Below are 19,487 nucleotides of genomic sequence, written 5' to 3'. Positions count from 1 at the left end.
CGCATCATGACACTTAAAAGTATCGCGTTGTCTCTTTTCATCGCAACATTACTATTCGTCACTTCTGTCACAATGATTGGTGCGGTGTTAATTTCTTATGAAGTAAAGCAGTTCAACACTTACGCGAATAATTTAGCCAAAATAAAACAAAAAGTAATTCTCATGGGGCTATTGACGGAAGCGCAGCTCGAGCAATACAAAGGCATGAGCGTGAGTGAAGTAGAAGCGCAAACAGAGCTGAGCTTTCAAGATGCGATTTACTCCCTGTCACGTTATGAAAAACTTAATTACGTTGAAGCTGTTGCACGGAAATCGCTTCATCAGGCTGAAGCGTATTTATCAAATGCGTTCAATCGACAAAATGCCGTTATGTATTTTCGTTCTTATACTGGAAACAAACTCATCTTAGAGAGACCGATTGAAGCGCTAGAGGGAGTGAAAGCCACATTTGATGTTGATTGGTGTAAAAGTAACTATTCTTGTGTGTTAGCCGCGTGGAAAGAGCAACTAACGGACCGGGTATTGTTTTCCCTACCATTTAAAACGACATACTCCGATGACATGGCGATAAGCATCATGAGTCCGGTTTACTTTCAAGGTGAGTTAGTGGGAGAGTTCTCGGAACAATTATACCTCTCGCCGCTTTATAATGATGGGAAAGCGGTGGATGTTCAAATAGCGAATGGGAACAAACAAATGGTGATTTATTTCGCTGGCTACCCCTTTCCATCATTCGCGTACACCCAATCATATGTCGCAGACAACAACAATCTTATCGTTTACATGTACCCATTCAGCAAAATTGTATTGGATTACGTGTTCTTGTTTATCATCTTCTTTTTCGTAACCTTAGCGTATTACAACAAAGCTTATGAATCTAAAGAGAGCCAACTTCGCCTCGCGAAAGCACTGACGAACGTGACGAAAGATGATTTAACGGGATTGTTTAACCGCAGAGTCTTTCAAGATAGCGAATTCAAACGTCGTTTGGAAACCGCGCCATATTCCGTCATTGCAATAGATGGCGATAGGATCAAGCGAATCAATGACCATTACGGTCACCATGTAGGGGACGAAGTTATTGGGATTATTGCTGATGCTATGTCTAAAGTGTTTCGAAATAGTGATTATCTAGTTCGAACTGGTGGTGATGAGTTTGTTGCGATTCTGCCGGGTTGCAGTATCAGCCAATCTTCAATATTGGCGAAGAAGCTTCGTAGTGTCGTTAAAGATAACCGACTAAAAACCTTGGATATCGAAGTTAGTGTGAGTACTGGTATCGCGGCGAATGAATTACACGAAACGCTTCAGGACGTTATTGTACGTGCAGATGAAGATCTCTATGAGATGAAAAAACACAGACAAAAGTCCCATTAAGCAGGTCTAGTATTGACTAAATGTTAAGTTACGGAACATAACCATGACATAACTGTTTGATTAATTTGACCAAACAGAATGAGTGGTCTTTTATATTAGAGCAGTCAACAAATAGTGATTGCTCTATTTATTCTCGACCTTACATCTGGTGTCGCACGTGAACAAAGATCTCGACTTAAACTTACTTAAAATACTTGTCTTACTGGATAAGCACCGTCAGCTCAAGCCCGTTGCGAAAGCGATGGGGAAGAGTGAAGCGTCAATTAGCAAATACCTTGCCCGATTGCGACTCCAGCTAAACGATGAATTGTTTATTCGGCATCCTCATCACATGGAACCGACGGACTATTTAAAACGTCAATTACCTAAAATTTCCGATGCACTCGAGAAGCTTGAAACTTGTCTAATTAGAGATGAGTTTGAACCGGAAAATTACGAAAAAGACATCACCATTTGTTTACCGCAAACCGCTCAATACTCATTTGGGCATTTACTTGCAATGGATTTAATGGTGCTGTTTCCCAAGGCGCACATTTCGATAGCAACGATTACAGAGTATACGATAGAAGAGATAATCCTAGGCAAAGTGGATGCGCAGTTACATTACTTCAACGAGGATGTTCCGAAATCTGTTTATCAGAAGTTCATCGGCTATGCGCCTGCTGTGGTAGTTGTCCCTGAAGAGCTGGGAATTACCACCCTGGAAGAAGCGGCCAAACTTCCCTTTATCATGTTAGAGATTATCGGTTGGAAAGAGAAAGAGCAGCTCGTTAAGCGTGCAATGGAAAGCCACGGTATGGTCATCAACCGTATTGCGGCTCTAGACAACGTAAGCAGCGTATTGAAGCTAATTAAGCAAAAAAGCGCCGCAACCGTGTTACTTGAATATCAGGCGCCAATTGATGGATATAAATTTATAAGAGTGCCAGAGCATTTTTACCCAGATGGCTGGCCAAAAGTGGTTGTACAGGTGAAGCAAAGCTTAAGACATGATGCAATGCACCAGTTGTTAATCGGTGCTATTGCAAAATACATGAGCGCTTAGCGGCAAAACTCAATGTTTTCTGACTGAGGGATAGTATGCAGAAGTTCAATCAACGTGTCCGCATGGTACTTTTTCAGAATACGCGTTTTGTAGGTGCTGATTGTTTTAGCGCTGAGTGAAAGTTGTTCAGAAATCTTCTTATTTGAGTAGCCTTGTACAAGATAATGGAACACCATGGCTTCGCGATTTGAAAGTGTTACGTTACCCGACGATGGTGTGTGAGTCGACTTAAACATTGAGTAACCGCGTGAAACACTCACAATTGCGTCAATAATGGTCTCTCTTGTTTCATGTTTGCTTAAGAAGCCGTTTGCGCCCATTTCGTACGCGGCTTTAGAAAGACTCGAGTAGTCACGTGAAGAAACAAATAACAGTCGGCCACGATATCCCGTCGCTAAAATGTTTTTGGCTAAACGCATACCATCGCGGTCGCCAAGCACTACGTCTAAAATAATCAAATCAATCTTTTGGCCTCGAACAAGATCCATCACTTCCGCACTGTCAGTGGTTTGAATCACTTCAGCTGCGTTGATTACAGATTCAACTAGAGAAGCAAGTGCTTCGCTATACAATGGTTGAGCGTCGATAATAAGAACATTATTCAAAGTGAACCTCACCTAATACATCAACTAGTGTGCTGTCAGGCGACAGCGCAATTGGATGAATAGGATTGTAGGAAAAACCTTGCTAAGAGGAAGGAAAATGACTCTTTCCAAAAGTGAAAATCAGTGTCTTGATTATGGGAATAGCGATGTCAGGTATTGAAATACCTAGTGATAGGATAATTGCTTAAAACTTACGCTGACAAAAAATTAACAAACTGAAAGTGCTCTTTCAGTGTTCTACGCCTTCAGATTTTCTTGTGATGTTTCTAGCGCTTCGATTTAAACCCGTGTGTTAGCAAGCGCAGTTTTATACCAAGCCACTTGAAGAGAGCGTGTTCTACACCAGGCATGAGCACGCTAGCCAACTTTGTAATGATATCTGTTAGATAGGTTTGGCTATTGACGCTGAACATTACTTCAAATTATTTCTAAACTTTTCATTGACTCTGCCGCTAAAAGTGGAGGTGTTAATTCGCACTTTGGCCACTCATAATGTCGTGTTCAAAAATGAGACAATTTTACATGGTTTGGTATGGAAATGTGCGTTAGCCGTCCTTTTGATGGTTTACAAATTTTGTTGTAACGACTACAAAGGACTTTTGGATTTTTAGCCAGAGAACGGCTTCTCATGGCGTTTGCATCAAACTTTTTCTGATGCGTATTTTTGGTTGGATAATTGGCTTTATGAGTAACGTAACCAGCACCATTTTGACAGAAAGTGGTACCAATGAGCTTGAAATCATCGAATTTCATTTAGAAAAAACATTGCCAGATGGCAGCACAAAAACTTGTTATTACGGCATTAACGTTGCGAAAGTACGAGAAGTGATTCGCGTGCCAGAAACAACCGATTATCCAAACGCACAACCTCATATGATTGGTGTGTTCTCATCCAGAGATGTACTGACGCCTTTAGTGGATTTAGCTGGTTGGTTAGGTGTACCAACACGCCAGGACCTAGAGCGTAAGTTTGTTATCGTTACTGATTTCAACAAAATGACCAATGGCTTTCTGATTGATAGTATTTCACGTATTCATCGTATCTCTTGGAATGATGTGGAATCACCAAGTCAGTTTTTGGAAGCGGGCGAACAAGATTGTGTAGTAGCAGTTGTTCGCAAAGAAGGCAACCTGATCATGATTCTCGACTTTGAAAAAATCATCGCGGATATTAACCCAGAGCTGAGTATGGAAAAATACGATGTGAAAGGGGATAAGTCGGTGGATCTAAACCAGAGAATGGTGGGTAAGCGTAATGCTAAAACGATCATGGTGGTGGATGACTCAGCATTTATTCGCTCTTTGATTCAAGATACATTAGCTTCTTCAGGTTACAATGTGATCACATGTAAAGACGGTGGTGAGGCTCATGAGAAATTAATGAGCTTAATCGAGGTCGCGAAAGAAGAAAACTTGCCAGTTAAAGAGCTATTAGATGCGGTGGTTACGGACGTAGAAATGCCTCGAATGGATGGTATGCACTTAGTGAAGAGACTACGAGATACCGAAGCGTTTCATGAAATGCCGATCATTATGTTCTCGTCATTGATGAGTGAGGATAACCGAGCGAAAGCACTCTCTCTTGGCGCAAATGATACGATTACCAAGCCAGAGATTGGCCGCATGGTGAATATGATGGATAAATACGTGTTTAACTTTGCGTAAAAAACCGATCAGATGAAACAAATAAGGCTGCTGATTGGCAGCCTTATTTTTATTGAGGGCAGGGAAGAATATCTAAGGTGTAACTCTCGTTTGGAGTCTGCGGTGGCCCATATAAAATTCCGCATTGTGTAAGGCTAGCTCTTTTTTCGTCGGCTGCAGCAATGACCATTTCGCGAGTTGTTGAACCAGCCGGGTGATGAAATGTTTTCCAATCCGAGTCTTCTTCGTTCAGTCCTTGCACGAGTAACTTCATCGATTCGCTATCAGAATCAGGATATCCATATAAAAAAACACAGCGCTTTGAACCACCAATATTACAGCCGTCAAATGGTAAATCTGCCATTAAAGCACTGTCTACGAAGTTTGAAACGTAAGGCTTGCTTTCCAATCCCGCAATCGCCATTTTCCCATAACCGACGCCTAATGCTGACGCAATAGCGCCTTTCATTCCTTCCAAACGAGCTTCACGTGCATCACTTTGAAGGTTTAAAAAGCGTGGCGCGGCAGTGACAGCAAGAATACCGAGCACGACAATAACTACGACTAACTCTATTAGAGTAAATCCCGTTTGTTTTTTCATATTATTTTCACAGCAAGTTAAAGGTAGAAAAACGCTGACCGTACACTTGTTTATTGTGTAAATAAGTACGGTAATGATAAATCGATCAATAGTATAAAGAGGTGAGTTGTAAAGTGCTATACCGACGCCGCACTAATTGACTGAATCCATTAAATGCTACGGAGAATTCACGGGTCTAATTCGGCTAGATTTTAAGAGGTCATTAATTCCGCTGAAGAAATGCTGCGTGAACAGGCGAGCATGAATCCTCTTCGATGTAAGCAAACATGTACATCAGCGGAATGAAATACAAAATGCAAATGAGGGCGAACCGCACAAATGGATTGTCTTTTTATTCACTTTGATGAATGCTACGCGGAATTCATATCGCAGTATGCCTGAGGTATTCATCATGCGAATGTGCTTTGGTTTTGTGTTTATTTTTCAAATATAAGAATAATCTAAATGGAATTCGATTCGATAAACTTCCTTGCAATAGGTTTGATATTTCTTGGCTCTTATGTCCAGACCGCAATCGGTTTTGGCTTGGCTATTGTTGCCGCACCTTTACTGATTCTTTGGGCACCAGAATATGTTCCTGCGCCAATCTGTTTAGTCGCGTTGTTTATCTCGTTGATGAATGCGATGAAGCACCGCAGTAGTGTTGAAATCGGCGGTTTAAAGATGGCGCTGATTGGGCGAGTGCCGGGATCAATTGCTGGTGGCTTGCTACTCTTTTTTGTATCTACACAAACTCTCACGCTTTGGATTGGTTTGTTGGTGCTGTTTGCAGTCTTGGTGAGTGTTTTACCGTTTCGGGTTGAGCCTACGCCTTCGCGTATGACATGTGCTGGCTTCTTTTCTGGGTTGTTTGGTACCAGTTCTGCGATTGGAGGCCCTCCGATGGCGTTATTGTTGCAGCATCAAGAAGCAAATCAGTTACGCGGCAACTTATCGGCTTTTTTTGTTTTCAGTTCGATTATTTCACTAATAGTACAAATCCCAGTGGGCTTCTTCACATTGCATCATTTGGTCATTACTATTCCTCTATTACCTGCTGCGGCGCTTGGTTACTGGCTAGCAATGAAAACTACCCAGTCGTTACCAAAAGAAAAGATTCGGTTTGGGGCACTTATGTTGTGTTTTGTGAGTGGCTTTACCGCCGTCGTACAAGCGTTGAGCCAATAATGCCATCTGCATCATAAAGTCACTGCGGGATTGCATTCCTTTTTATGTATGGCGGACTTGTTTACTTACGCCAAATTGGTCGTTTAGATGGGCGATAGTTTTATGAATAACACTCGTTATGGCACTTTTATGGCAGCATTCTCCTTTGTGATCTGGGGATTGCTACCAATTTATTATCGTTATTTACCGAATGCTTCTATGGATGAGTTGCTAGCATGGCGAATCATTGGGTCTGTACCTGTCGGGTTTCTAATTGTACTTGGGATAACCCGTCGAGGGCTGAATTGGAAAGAAATCTGGCTTGATAAAAAATCCTTGTGGTACACGTTTGTGGCGAGCAGTTTGATGTGTATTTCTTGGAGTGCGTTCACTTGGGCTTTGACCCATCATCGGGTCATCGATGCCAGCTTAGGCTTCTTTATTGGACCATTAGTATCTGTTGCGCTGGGCGTATTTATTCTTGGGGATAGGCTCTCAAAAGGCAAACTTATTGCAATCGTGCTGGCAACAATTGGTGTTATGTATCAAGTGATTCACTATGGTCAGCTACCCGTTATCGCACTAACGATGGGGTTGTTCTTTGCTTTGTATGGGCTGTACAAGAAGAAGATAAATTATGACTGGAGTACAACCTTGTTTGTTGAGGCGTTGTTACTGACTCCAGTTGCACTCGCATATTTGCTCTATAAACAATGGGCAACTGGTGAACTGGCTTCGGGCACAGATACCAAAACATTGCTTTTGTATTTTGGCAGTGCACCTATCACACTTTTACCACTTGTATTTTATTCTATCGCAATACGTATAACTAATTTATCAACCGTCGGTCTAATGCAATACATCGAGCCAAGCTTGCAGTTTGTGTTGGCAGTTATGTTTTTTGGCGAGTTGTTTGACGAAGTGAAAGCGGTGACCTTTGCATTTATTTGGGTAGGGCTGTTGTTCACCATTTTTGAAAGTATTATCAAAGGGCATCGGCGCAAAAAGCTGGTCAAACACCCCTTATAGTGGTTTCAATATTCTCACATATTAGCTTCTTTATTCTTATGCCCTCCATTCGAGGGCATTTTTAATGTCATGAAGCATTGGCTTTCGTTTTTTGCCTGAATAGAAATCATAACTTGAGATTATTTTACGCATTATCATAATGATACCGCTATAGTTATAGCCAAGTGACACGCTTATATAAGTGAAAACCAGATCAAGAAGGACGACATATGATCACTGCTCTGTATGCCAACATTCTCGCAATACTCATTATTTGGTTGGCTGTTCAAGTAATTAAGCAACGTCGCTTAAATCAAATTGCTTATGCCGATGGTGGGGTAGAGGCTCTACAAATTGCTCGTAGTGCCCAGAGTAATGCGACAGAATATATCCCCATCACCCTGATTTTAATGGCACTTTTAGAATTCAATAGTGCTTACCCAACATGGATACATCTCATCGGTGTTATTTTTGTAATTGGTCGAGTTATTCATGCTAAAGGCATATTGAAAAAAGACTTGAAAAAGCGCATTAGAGGGATGCAGGTGACATTTCTGGTGATACTTTCATTGGTTGTGTTAAATATGATTTACCTGCCATACGATAAGTTATGGTAAGTCTGCGACGTTATATTCCATCGCCTTGGGTACTCGTTCTGATTGGATTAGTACTGAATATTGGCGCGATCATCGTTACTAGCTTAGTCCTTGATAAGTTGGGTAAACAGCACTCGCAGCTCGCAGAGCAAACAGCAGAAAACTTGTATTCCATCCAACTCGCATGGAACAGTGTGGAAACCCTAGAAAGAAAAAGAGAAGCTTTACTGCTGCATGTGCACATAAGTCAGAGCGTAGCGATACCTTTAGAGCTAGAAGAGGTATTAGCAGGGCATTTATCTTCCTGGGTTCTCAACGAGTCGGATGAAATAAAAATTGATCAACTTCCTCAACTGATGTCAAAGATAAATCAGGCACAAGCTTCGTATAGAGACCGCATCGATAATTACTACATTGAGAATGTAGAGCTCAATGAGGTAATGGCAAAGCAGGATGAAAAGATCGCTTGGTACAAGAATATCGGACTCTTCTTGCAAGTATTCGGACTTGCGTTAATCCTTGCACGCGACTTAGCTAGGAAGCAATAAAAGCAAGAGCTAAAGATCAGGTTTATTGCGAAATGCCAATGGTAGTTTGCAAATTGCAATTTATTCTGTGAGCAAACAGTAGCTATTGGTTAAGTTTTAATGAAAGTGATTAAATAACAACCTGTTTTTGTGCACTGAAAAGTTGGCACGCCTCATGCTTTAGTATGAGTGACCCTTTCTAAGCCGAGGGTCACCTAGCCAACTGACGTTGTTAGTGAACCATCTTGTTCACAAATATATACAGCCAATCACGACTCCTTGTGGTTGGCTTTTTTTTATGCAGTCTAGAACTGTGCTTTAATCCAGATCATGCGATGGTCGGAAGATACATCCTTACCATCACCATACTTACCGATACGTGCATCGTTAAATAGTTTACGGCCTTCTTCATAAGACGCTGACCAGTACACACCAGAGTCTATTACATTCAAATTTGCTGAAGGCAAGGCATAGTCTACCCCTAAGCCAAACGTTGAAGTGATGCGATTCGGATATGGGTGAGTTGAACTGCGGTCAACAGCGTGTTCAGCTGCACCAAAGCTTGTTGGGTAAAGCTCACCATTCATCACGGTTTGATTAACCAATGGATCGTTGTGCAGCTCTTGCATTACAGAGCTAATACCGTCACCAGCCACTGGATCAAGGTTTTGATCACCCATCATTACGAATTTAGTGCCGTTCGTTAAGCCACCTGTTTTACCCGCATCGTCGTAAAAATAGTCTTTGCCTTGAATGTAATGATGCCAAAACTCCACTTCTGCTGCGTTTTGCGCTTTGTTTTTACCGGTGTCGAATACTGGTGGAGTAGGATGAGACATCAACAAGTGTACAACTTCTTCGCCATTGCGAGTTGGAATGATGATTGGCGCGTCGACGTGATTTTTCGAAGATAGACGCACTTGATCCCATTCTTCCGCTGAGTACCATTCATCACCACACTTCATGCCGTCTGGAATCTTTTGCGAACCGTCACAGATAGTAATGGTTGGAATTTTCGCACCTTCCATATCTTTCCATTTAAATGCTTGGAATGTACGTGTGTTTGCCGTGTCAATTTTATACTTAGACATAAGGGCAAATGCATATTGACCATGGTACATGCCAAAGCCCCATGCATCACCTGGCATTTGACCTGCGGTTCCGTTGTTGTCGAGATCAAACTCACTCAATAACCCTGTATTGGTTGAATAAGACTCAGCATAAGGGTATTCAATAGGCTCAAGGTTTGCTTCACCGCCCGCGCCATCGATACTTTGCGCGACAGACAAGTAGTTCTTCTGGAATCCTTCAATGGCTGCTTTGCTTTCACCTGTTCCATCGTTGTTGTATTCCGCCATCATGAGAACATCAGGACGATTCTTTTGAATGATTGCTGCAACGTTACGAATTTGAATGACTTTTTCCGCAGTGGTTTTGTCTTCGGCTGCGATTGAACCGTCTAAATAAGAGGTGACCAACGCAGCTTGCTGCGTTGGTTCAATTTGCATTTCATCTACCAAAGTTTCGAAGGTAGCGCGGTCAAAAGAGAGGTTGTAAGTCGCTATTTTTACTTCTTTAGGCTGGACATTGACGTATTCAGTATCGTCATTACATCCAGATAGTAGAGCGGCGCCAACAAGGACAGCGATAGAGGTTTTGATTGCTTTCATGGGTACGTCATACCTTATAATTAATTCGGCTGAATATTAAAGTCATCAGTCATTGTTTTAAGCGATATTAGTCACACAAACGTTTTCATATTTACATGTTCAATTAGTTTTTGTGTGATTTGTGCAATAAATGCAACACTTTCAACACCAGAAGGTTATATGTAAATTGTTAAAAAACGGTGTCGTTATTGATGCGAAATAGAGAGTCCGCCACCGTTAAAAAGAAAAGCGTAGAATTTAAGCGTGCATGAGATGTTTGAGTTGTATGCTTATCGACGTGTTTTATTTTTTATGTTTAGATTTCCGTATATAATAAGCAGTCAATCAGAAGTGAGGACGACCTCACCGCTCTATCTTTTCTCGGGGACGACCCCATCTCGTTGGGAAATGTGACATGGCTTGGGGAATTCTCTTCATTGCGGGCTTGTGTGAAATCGCATGGGCTGTCGGTCTTAAATATTCACAAGGGTTTACCAAATTCGGTGCTTCGGCATTCACTATTGTCTTTATGTTATTGAGCTTTTGGTTGCTTGGCATTGCGTTAAGAACCTTGCCTTTAGGCATTGCTTATGGAGTATGGGTAGGGATTGGCGCAATAGGCACGGCAGTCGTGAGTATTTATCTGTTCAATGAGCCAGCAACACTTATCAAAGCCTTAAGCTTGCTAATGATTGTCGCTGGTATCGCAGGGTTAAAAATATCAGCTTAACGTTAGGCTAAACACAAAACAGCCAGAGTCACTCTGGCTGTTTTTCTAAATGTCGTGTTTACGGTTCTGGCGAGGTATATCAAGCGTTGCGCTTAATAAAAGGTAACCGTAAGTGATGACCAAACGCATTAATTAATGCGCCTGTAACAATCAGACCGCCACCGACGTACGTCCAAATGATCGGAACCTCGCCAAAGAAAATGATGCCCAACAACACAGAAAATACGATCTGGATATACGAATAAGCGGAGGCTTTACCCGCTTGTTGAGTTTGCATCGCTTTGGTTAACCCCAATTGTCCAATTTGGGTAAAGACACCAACTAGAACCAACATGAAAGTCAGATATAAATCGGGCATTACAAAATCGTCGCCAATCAGTAAGAGTGAAGCGGGGAGAGCAACCAACGGGAAATAGAAAATGATCACTGAGCTGTCTTCTGTCTGACTCAGTTTTCTGACAATGACGTAGGCAATTGAGCTACCAAATGCGCCTAAGATCGCAATCATGACGCTAAACATTGGTAAAGCGCTATCTGAGCCTTGCCCAGTTTCTGGGCTTACCATGATATAGATGCCGAGTAAGCACAACGCAATACAAAGGAAAGTTGACGGCTGGATGCGCTCTTTCAAGAAAAATACGGCGAGTAGTGCAGTAAATACCGGATGAATATATTGGAATATCGTCGCTTCTGCCAAAGGTAAGGTGGTCACTGAATAATATACACACATCAGAGCCATCGTACCCACAGCACCGCGTGCAAATAGTAATGGCTTATTATTGCCCCATACAGAAATTCGTTTTCGCTTTACATCGAAATAACTAATGATAAGTGAAACGAGCGCTCTTGCTGCAACGATTTCAAAAACGGGGATACCGTAGTTGCCGACGTGCTTTACTGTAGCCGACATCAGAGCAAAGCCGAACGCGGAAAGCACCATAAAGCGCACACCGATGGGAATCATAGTGTTGAATGAATTGGACATTTTACTGCTCATTTGTTGCGACAGATCTCACTTTAGCATACTTAGTTAGCGATTAAATCCTCTAAACTCAAACACTTCTGTCGGCAAGATGAATAAACAGTAGAATACGTAGCAATTAATCTGCCTCTCTCAGCGTAACAATAAAAACTCGATATTTAAGGAGCTTACATGATCCCGATAAAAGCAACGCATGTTTCAGGCGTTGTCATTTCAAAAATTGATGGCATAGAAAAAATGTTGTTACTCAAACGCGTAAAAGGTGGCTATTGGTGCCATGTTGCAGGTGGTATCGAAGCGGGTGAAGCCGGGTGGCAAACCATTTTAAGAGAGTTAAAAGAAGAGACACTAATTGACCAAGTTGAGTTACATACAGCAGACTTTCTAGAGCAGTTCTACGAAGCAAAAAATAACCGTATCATGGTTATCCCATGTTTTGTGCTACTTTGTCCGCCTAACCAATCAGTTGTTCTTAACGAAGAGCATACAGAGTATCGCTGGTGTACGCTTGAAGAAGCTAAGCAGCTGGCTCCGTTTGCCAATCAGCATCACCTATATGAACATGTATGGAAACATTATGTAGATGTGGCATCACTAACGCCATTTACGCTGATCGATCAAAAGGGCTAAATGAACGGCAACGGCTTTGATTAGTTTTTATAGAGAGGTTTGTTCTCATAAAATGAAGCGTTAGGATTTGCGCTGAGCGTTCACAATAAAAAGGAATAACATCTATGGATGAAGTCACATGCCAAGAGACGTATCAAGGAAATCACTTACAGAAGCGTTTTTCCGTCTCGCAAAGGGTCTCAATTGAGCCCCTCAACACGAAACACGCGTCCGCTTTACTAGAGGTTGTGAACACTCACCGAGAGAGCCTTGAGGGCTATCTACCTTGGACGGATTCTGTCACGAATCATAGAGAGGCCGTTAACTACATTTCCCAGCGAGTGAACAGTAACGCGCTGGATTCCCACTGGTGTGCAATTTATTTTGATGAGCAGCTTACGGGTGTTATTGGCATTAAAGGTGTGGATTCACATACGCGTGTTACTGAAATTGGCTACTGGCTTGCCAACAATGGGCGAGGCCATCGTGTGATTGATCAAGTGCTCGCAGTATTGATCCCTTTTTTGAAGCAGAAAGGGCACGCACAATTCATTCAGTTCCATTGTATGGAAGATAACATCGCTAGCATCAATATTGCTGAGCGTGCAGGCGCCACATTAAAAGAATACGTTGATCATGAGTTCGATATGCTTGACCGCTCTCAACGACTAGGCATTTATGAACTACGTTTGATGTAGTATCCACCCCAGAAATATTTTAATCAGAGTTCGAACTCTAACTTCACGAGCGCTATAATAGTAACATTGTTGCGCTCGTGTTAACTTGGGGCGTCATTGGCAGAAACTAGGCTAGGAGAAGCATCATGAACGCAATCACAGAGGTTGAAGTAGATAACTTGTTACAGCAAAGCCTCGGACGCTTAAAAGCGGCATATGCAGCCGAGCCTTATCCTAGTTTGGATGAACGTAAACAGCGCCTCGTTTTGTTAAAAAAATCTCTGCTTGAGAACAAACAAGCGCTGGTTGAAGCGTTAAGTGACGATTTTGGCTATCGCTCAGAATTTGATACCGCAATGACCGACGTTTTGCCAACGGTCTCGCATATTAATTATACCCTCAAGCGACTAAAAAAATGGTGCAAACCCAGCAAGCGCGAATCCGGCTTATTGCTCGCACCTTCTAAAGTAACCGTTCAGTATCAACCGTTAGGTGTCGTCGGGATCATTTCACCGTGGAACTTTCCTGTGATTTTGAGCCTTGCGCCTTTAGTGACAGCATTGGCTGCTGGCAACCGCGTGATGATGAAGCTCAGCGAATTTACGCCAAAAACCAATAAAGTCATCGTCGATATTTGCCGTGGGTTGTCTGAGTATGTCGAAGTTTTTGAGGGTGAAGCAGACGTCGCACAAGCATTCAGCCAACTGCCATTCGATCACCTTTTGTTCACGGGTTCTACGAGTGTTGGCCGCGCAGTGGCAAAAGCGGCAGCGGAAAACCTTACCCCGGTGACGTTAGAGTTGGGTGGAAAGTCCCCGGTGATCATTGCAAAAGATGCAGACATGAAGAAAGCCGTTGATGCTATCTTGTTTGGTAAATGCATTAATGCAGGCCAGATTTGTGTCGCGCCTGACTACGCGTTTGTACCGCAAGAACGTGTCGAAGAGTTCATTTCGCTATTCTTAAAACGTTTTGAAAAGCTCTATTTAAAATCCAACAAGAATCAAAAGCTGACCCATATTGTCAACCAACGACAATATGATCGTTTGACTGCGCTACTTGAGGATGCAAAAGCGCAAGGTGCTAACCTTCACACTGTTGAAGCGTCGCCCCAAGAGGAACGACTTCTGTATCCTCATTTGGTCACGGATGTGTCGCCGAATATGCGAATCATGCAAGAGGAGATCTTCGGGCCATTTCTACCTGTTAAGCCCTACAATGCCGTTGATGAAGCGATTGACTACATTAATCAGCACCAAAGACCACTTGCGCTGTATGTTATGTCGGACGACAAATCGACCATCAAACATATTGTACGCAACACCCACAGTGGTGGCGTCGGCGTTAATGATACGGTTTTACATGTTGGCGCTGAAGATGCGCCTTTTGGTGGCGTTGGTGAATCGGGTATTGGGCATTATCACGGAGAGGAAGGATTCAGAACTTTTAGTCATGCGAAAACCATTCTTCACACACCGAAATGGTTGCCAAGAACGAGCGTATTAATGCGCCGTAGGGCTATGGCGATAAAAGCGATCCAAAAGATCTTTGTTCGATAATAATTATGATTTGATTGATAAAAAACCGCCCGAATAGGCGGTTTTTTGTTTCTATGTGCTCTGAAACGCTGAACACCACAGTCCGAGAAACTTCCATCGCGTGCTACCAACAAAACAAAGAAAGGCTCTTGTTGAAAGAGCCTTGTTCAGGAAGTGTCGAGAGATCTTGGCAAGTTTAATGCAGAACTTCACTGCTGAATCTTAGATATCTACAGTCGTTCATCAGTTCTTTAAACGCCTTTCGGTCCAGCTTAATCAGAGTTTCATGATCGCCAGCTTCAAGGTAGACATATTCCAAGTTTGCTAGTCTTTCATCGCAAACTGTCGACATGTGGTAAGGGCTACCAATCGGTGGAATAGCGCCGTGTTCACAATCGGTGAAGAGTCGGTAAACCATACGCTCTTTCACCAAGTGGAAGGTGGCATTAAATTCGTCGTTTAATCTCGACAAACTGATTTTGTTGTTGGCAGGTAAGACCGCCATCATATGACGCCCTTCATGATCCTCTAGAATCACACCTTTTGCGATATTCATTAAAGGCACACCTGCTGCAACACCACTTTGTAGCGAGCTATGACTGTGGCTGTGATTCACGGTTTGAAAGTGAATGTTATGCTCAGTCAAATATTCATCTAATCGGGTTGCAATCGTCATATAGCCTCCACGTGTATGAGACCCATAAAAAGTATAGGTTAGTCGGGCGACAATCGCGCATTTTACTCGGCGACACTGACGCTCTTTACGCTCCTGTTCTACGCTTATTGCAAGCCAGCGAGAAAGCATGGTTAACAATAATAAATAGGGGGCAACATGAGCAAGCCAATCATCGCTGATAACAAGCCGATCAAAGTAGAGTTGAAAGCTGGGCAAGAATATTACTTCTGCCGATGTGGGCGTTCTAAAAATCAACCTTACTGCGATGGGTCTCATTCGGGAACCGGCTTAAAGCCAATGAGCTTTAGTGCGGAAAAAGACGAAGATGCCTATCTCTGCCAATGTAAGCATACCGCCAATGCTCCTTTTTGTGATGGTACACACAAGCGATTTACCGCAGAGCAAGTCGGTAAAGAGGGACCGGAACAAAAGCGAGAGAAAAGAGACAAACCAACGGCGTCTGCTACTCAAGAAGAACCAACCCTCGAGTTTATCCACCAATTAGCGAGAGAAGGACTCTCTAAACTCGGTCATCATGGTCCGATGGCTGCAATGGGGGTTCCTAGGCATTTGCTACCACATTGGGATGCTATACAAATCATGGTGGCGCAAATGGCGACACAACCGTTGTTGGAAGACGTTCCTGTGTCTACCGAGTTGATTGTGGGACCAAACGCGCGTAAGCCGCTCAGACTCGCCATTCCTTTGTTGGTGTCGGACATGAGTTTTGGCGCACTTTCTGAAGAGGCGAAAATTGCACTAGCAAAAGGTGCAGAGTTGGCAGGGACTGGGATTTGCTCTGGTGAGGGTGGCATGTTACCGGAAGAGCAAGCCGCCAATTCACGGTATTTCTATGAGCTTGCTAGTGCTCAATTTGGCTACGACGAATCTAAGCTTCTTAATGTTCAGGCGTTTCACTTCAAAGGCGGGCAAGGAGCAAAAACGGGCACGGGTGGTCATCTGCCTGCAAATAAAAATGTAGGTAAGATCTCTCAGGTGAGAGGCATCCCCGAGGGACAACCAGCGATATCACCACCAACGTTCAAAGATCTTCACACTACTCACGATTTCAGAAAGTTTGCTGACAGAGTTCGTGGCATCACAGGCGGTATTCCAATTGGATTTAAACTCAGTGCCAACCATATTGAGCAAGACATTCAGTTTGCGCTTGATGCTGGGGCTGATTACATCATCTTAGACGGTCGCGGTGGTGGCACGGGTGCGGCGCCAACTATGTTCCGTGATCATATTAGTGTGCCCACCATCCCTGCATTAGCTCGTGCACGTAAGTACTTAGATGAAAAAGGTGTAAGTGACAGCGTCACATTAATCGTCACTGGTGGGTTGCGAGTTCCTACGGATTTTGTCAAAGCGTTGGCACTTGGAGCAGACGGAGTAGCGATAGCAAACAGTGCGATGCAATCGATCGGTTGTGTCGCGGCTCGCATCTGCAACACCAATAATTGCCCTGCAGGCATTGCGACACAAAATGCCGATTTGAGGCAGCGTCTCGACGTTGAAAAGTCATCCCAGCAACTGAAAAATTTCTTCGAATCCTCGGTCGAGCTCATGAAAGTCATGGCGAGGGCGTGTGGTCATCACGCTCTGAGTGAATTTAGTCATCATGATTTAGCGACCTGGGATCACAACATGGCGAGGCTGTCTGGGATTAAGTATTCAGGTATGGACTTAAACTGATCTCTATCCATATTTTCTGCATATAGGTACATGTTTGATAACAATTATTTATTCGCTGAAATGTTTGAAATTTTGACTTGGCGTTAACTAAAAAAACAGTGTATGAACTACGCTGTTTGAGGTGGATATTCGATTTATTGAATAACAAAGAGTGGTTACCACAACCACGACACGAAGGAGCATTATATGAGCAAAGCAAACGGCGGTTCGGTAGGTAAATGTCCAGTTATGCATGGTGGGCAAACATCTACAGATAAGTCGGTGATGGATTGGTGGCCGAATGCCTTGAACTTAGACATCCTGCATCAACACGACTCCAAAACCAACCCATTTGGTCAGGACTTTAATTACAAAGAAGAACTGGAAAAGCTAGATGTCGAAGCACTTAAAAAAGATTTAAAAGATTTAATGACTGATAGCCAAGACTGGTGGCCTGCCGACTGGGGACACTACGGTGGTTTAATGATCCGAATGGCATGGCATGCAGCGGGCAGTTATCGTATTGCGGATGGCCGTGGCGGTGCTGCTACAGGCAACCAACGCTTTGCTCCTCTCAACTCTTGGCCAGATAACGCCAACCTCGATAAGGCTCGACGCCTTTTATGGCCAATCAAGAAAAAATATGGCAACAAACTAAGTTGGGCAGACCTGATTGTCCTTGCCGGTAACATGGCGTACGAATCCATGGGTTTTAAGACCTTTGGCTTTGCGTTTGGACGAGAGGACATTTGGCACCCAGAAAAAGACACTTACTGGGGCTCTGAGCAAGAATGGTTAGCCACAAGTGACGCTGATAACAGCCGCTACTCTGGTGAGCGAGATTTAGAAAACCCGCTTGCTGCGGTAATGATGGGTCTTATCTATGTGAACCCTGAAGGGGTAGACGGTAACCCAGATCCTCTCAAAACAGCACATGACATGCGAGTGACCTTTGCGCGAATGGCAATGAACGATGAAGAAACCGTCGCGCTCACAGCTGGTGGTCACACGGTGGGTAAGTGTCATGGTAATGGTGATGCCGCAAACCTTGGCCCAGAGCCCGAAGCAGCAGACGTTCATGAGCAAGGTCTTGGCTGGATTAACCACAAAACACGTGGTATTGGCCGTGACACGGTAACGAGTGGCATTGAAGGTGCTTGGACAACGCACCCTACACAATGGGACTACGGATACTTCCACCTACTATTTAAGTATGACTGGGAACTGAAAAAGAGCCCAGCTGGCGCATGGCAATGGGAGCCAATCGACATTGAAGAACAAGACAAGCCTGTCGATGTTGAAGACGGTTCTAAGCGCTACAATCCAATCATGACCGACGCCGATATGGCGCTCAAAATGGACCCTGAATATCGTAAGATTGCAGAAAAGTTCCAAAATGACCCTGCGTACTTTGATGACGTTTTTGCTCGTGCCTGGTTTAAGTTGACACACCGCGATCTAGGACCAAAATCATGTTATTTCGGCCCTGATGTGCCAAGCGAAGATCTTATTTGGCAAGACCCAACGCCCGCAGGTAAGACAGACTGCGATGTTGATTTAGTAAAAACAAAAATCGAAGCAAGTGGCCTATCCATTAGTGAGTTAGTAAGTACGGCGTGGGATAGTGCGCGTACTTACCGTGGCTCTGACCGCCGAGGCGGTGCAAATGGCGCGAGAATTCGCTTGGCTCCGCAAAAAGATTGGCAAGGGAACGAACCTGAACGTCTAAGACGTGTTCTTGCGGTGTTAGAAAAAATAGCAGCAGAAGAGGGCTGTAGTGTTGCAGACGCTATCGTGCTTGCTGGGAACGTAGGTATTGAACTGGCTGCGCGTGCCGCAGGTCATGATGTATGTGTGCCATTCGCGCCAGGCCGAGGTGATGCCACCCAAGAGATGACGGATGTTGAATCATTCGAAGTTCTTGAGCCTGTCGCTGACGGTTTCCGAAATTGGTTGAAGAAAGACTACGCGGTTAAGCCAGAAGAGCTTTTATTAGATCGTGCTCAGCTTATGGGGCTAACGGCGCCAGAAATGACGGTACTTATCGGTGGTATGCGCGTTCTAGGCAGTAACTACGGCGGTGGAAAAGAGGGCGTATTTACTGAGCGAGTCGGCACTTTGTCGAATGATTTCTTCGTGAACCTTACTGACATGGCATATACGTGGAAACCAGTGAGTGCTAATCAATATGAAATCCGTGATCGTAAAACCGACGCTGTGAAGTGGACGGCTACTCGAGTGGATCTTGTCTTTGGTTCAAACTCGATCCTGCGTTCGTATGCGGAAGTGTATGCGCAAGATGATAATCAGGAAAAATTCATCCATGACTTCATCGCCGCATGGACGAAAGTCATGAACGCGGATCGTTTTGACTTGCAATAAGTGAAACGATGCCCGTCG

The 19,487-nt window shown here is 43.6% G+C and carries 18 protein-coding genes; 13 read left to right on the top strand and 5 right to left on the bottom strand.

Features of this window, described 5'->3' with window-relative positions; genetic code table 11:
• Positions 1–6 precede the first annotated feature (6 nt).
• Complete coding sequence (locus tag R7035_RS18615; protein ID WP_053307630.1) at positions 7–1,377, top strand: GGDEF domain-containing protein; 1,371 nt, start codon at positions 7–9, stop codon at positions 1,375–1,377.
• A 157-nt stretch (positions 1,378–1,534) separates the two neighbouring features.
• Positions 1,535–2,422 (top strand): LysR family transcriptional regulator, encoded by an 888-nt coding sequence (locus R7035_RS18610; protein ID WP_033906494.1) that lies wholly within the window; start codon positions 1,535–1,537, stop codon positions 2,420–2,422.
• On the opposite strand, the gene R7035_RS18605 is transcribed toward R7035_RS18610, so the two are convergent.
• Positions 2,419–3,027, bottom strand: coding sequence for a response regulator transcription factor (locus R7035_RS18605; protein ID WP_017821556.1), 609 nt, complete (start codon positions 3,025–3,027; stop codon positions 2,419–2,421). The two genes, R7035_RS18610 and R7035_RS18605, sit on opposite strands and share 4 nt — an antisense overlap.
• A gap of 684 nt (positions 3,028–3,711) precedes the next feature.
• On the opposite strand from R7035_RS18605, the gene R7035_RS18600 reads away from it, so the two are divergent.
• Complete coding sequence (locus tag R7035_RS18600) at positions 3,712–4,692, top strand: chemotaxis protein (protein WP_025998672.1); 981 nt, start codon at positions 3,712–3,714, stop codon at positions 4,690–4,692.
• 49 nt (positions 4,693–4,741) lie between these two features.
• On the opposite strand, the gene R7035_RS18595 is transcribed toward R7035_RS18600, so the two are convergent.
• On the bottom strand, positions 4,742–5,272 hold the full coding sequence (locus tag R7035_RS18595) for a prepilin-type N-terminal cleavage/methylation domain-containing protein (protein ID WP_005376513.1): 531 nt from the start codon (positions 5,270–5,272) through the stop codon (positions 4,742–4,744).
• A gap of 444 nt (positions 5,273–5,716) precedes the next feature.
• Between R7035_RS18595 and R7035_RS18590 the strand changes: the two genes are divergently transcribed.
• The 4 genes from R7035_RS18590 to R7035_RS18575 all read left to right on the top strand — a co-directional run bounded on the left by R7035_RS18590 (position 5,717) and on the right by R7035_RS18575 (position 8,570).
• On the top strand, positions 5,717–6,439 hold the full coding sequence (locus R7035_RS18590) for a sulfite exporter TauE/SafE family protein (RefSeq protein ID WP_005390054.1): 723 nt from the start codon (positions 5,717–5,719) through the stop codon (positions 6,437–6,439).
• 102 nt (positions 6,440–6,541) lie between these two features.
• Entirely contained in the window at positions 6,542–7,447 is a 906-nt protein-coding gene (gene rarD / locus R7035_RS18585) for an EamA family transporter RarD (RefSeq protein ID WP_250654653.1), read from the top strand.
• 209 nt (positions 7,448–7,656) lie between these two features.
• Entirely contained in the window at positions 7,657–8,043 is a 387-nt protein-coding gene (locus tag R7035_RS18580; RefSeq protein ID WP_047101434.1) for an MAPEG family protein, read from the top strand.
• Positions 8,037–8,570, top strand: a complete 534-nt coding sequence (locus R7035_RS18575) for a hypothetical protein (protein ID WP_047101435.1) — start codon at positions 8,037–8,039, stop codon at positions 8,568–8,570. Before R7035_RS18580 ends, R7035_RS18575 begins: the two co-directional genes overlap by 7 nt.
• Positions 8,571–8,854: 284 nt before the next feature.
• Here R7035_RS18575 and R7035_RS18570 read toward each other — a convergent pair whose 3' ends face one another.
• The gene (locus R7035_RS18570) at positions 8,855–10,219 is read right to left on the bottom strand and encodes an endonuclease/exonuclease/phosphatase family protein (RefSeq protein ID WP_047101437.1); all 1,365 of its coding nucleotides are present in this window, start codon (positions 10,217–10,219) and stop codon (positions 8,855–8,857) included.
• A gap of 394 nt (positions 10,220–10,613) precedes the next feature.
• Here R7035_RS18570 and R7035_RS18565 point away from each other — a divergent pair, with 394 nt between their 5' ends.
• Positions 10,614–10,928, top strand: coding sequence for a DMT family transporter (locus R7035_RS18565; protein ID WP_005376506.1), 315 nt, complete (start codon positions 10,614–10,616; stop codon positions 10,926–10,928).
• 79 nt (positions 10,929–11,007) lie between these two features.
• Here R7035_RS18565 and R7035_RS18560 read toward each other — a convergent pair whose 3' ends face one another.
• Positions 11,008–11,913, bottom strand: a complete 906-nt coding sequence (locus tag R7035_RS18560) for a DMT family transporter (RefSeq protein ID WP_005376505.1) — start codon at positions 11,911–11,913, stop codon at positions 11,008–11,010.
• A 168-nt stretch (positions 11,914–12,081) separates the two neighbouring features.
• On the opposite strand from R7035_RS18560, the gene R7035_RS18555 reads away from it, so the two are divergent.
• The 3 genes from R7035_RS18555 to R7035_RS18545 all read left to right on the top strand — a co-directional run bounded on the left by R7035_RS18555 (position 12,082) and on the right by R7035_RS18545 (position 14,755).
• On the top strand, positions 12,082–12,540 hold the full coding sequence (locus R7035_RS18555) for an NUDIX hydrolase (protein WP_047101439.1): 459 nt from the start codon (positions 12,082–12,084) through the stop codon (positions 12,538–12,540).
• 104 nt (positions 12,541–12,644) lie between these two features.
• Positions 12,645–13,217: a GNAT family N-acetyltransferase gene (locus R7035_RS18550; protein WP_047101443.1), complete on the top strand. Its 573-nt coding sequence runs from the start codon at positions 12,645–12,647 to the stop codon at positions 13,215–13,217.
• 125 nt (positions 13,218–13,342) lie between these two features.
• Positions 13,343–14,755, top strand: a complete 1,413-nt coding sequence (locus R7035_RS18545) for a coniferyl aldehyde dehydrogenase (RefSeq protein ID WP_132937213.1) — start codon at positions 13,343–13,345, stop codon at positions 14,753–14,755.
• 175 nt (positions 14,756–14,930) lie between these two features.
• Here the strand turns inward: R7035_RS18545 and R7035_RS18540 are convergent, their stop codons facing one another.
• Positions 14,931–15,410, bottom strand: coding sequence for an aminoacyl-tRNA deacylase (locus R7035_RS18540; RefSeq protein ID WP_206954160.1), 480 nt, complete (start codon positions 15,408–15,410; stop codon positions 14,931–14,933).
• 156 nt (positions 15,411–15,566) lie between these two features.
• Between R7035_RS18540 and R7035_RS18535 the strand changes: the two genes are divergently transcribed.
• Both R7035_RS18535 and katG read left to right on the top strand, forming a co-directional pair.
• The gene (locus tag R7035_RS18535) at positions 15,567–17,108 is read left to right on the top strand and encodes a glutamate synthase-related protein (RefSeq protein WP_206954159.1); all 1,542 of its coding nucleotides are present in this window, start codon (positions 15,567–15,569) and stop codon (positions 17,106–17,108) included.
• 186 nt (positions 17,109–17,294) lie between these two features.
• Positions 17,295–19,469: a catalase/peroxidase HPI gene (gene katG / locus R7035_RS18530; protein ID WP_318146222.1), complete on the top strand. Its 2,175-nt coding sequence runs from the start codon at positions 17,295–17,297 to the stop codon at positions 19,467–19,469.
• The last annotated feature ends 18 nt before the right edge of the window (positions 19,470–19,487 follow it).

Source organism: Vibrio sp. 1731 (assembly GCF_033339955.1).
GTDB classification, from domain to species: domain Bacteria; phylum Pseudomonadota; class Gammaproteobacteria; order Enterobacterales; family Vibrionaceae; genus Vibrio; species Vibrio alginolyticus.
Note: the sequence above shows the minus strand (reverse complement) of the source record. Positions and strands in the feature narration are given on the sequence as shown.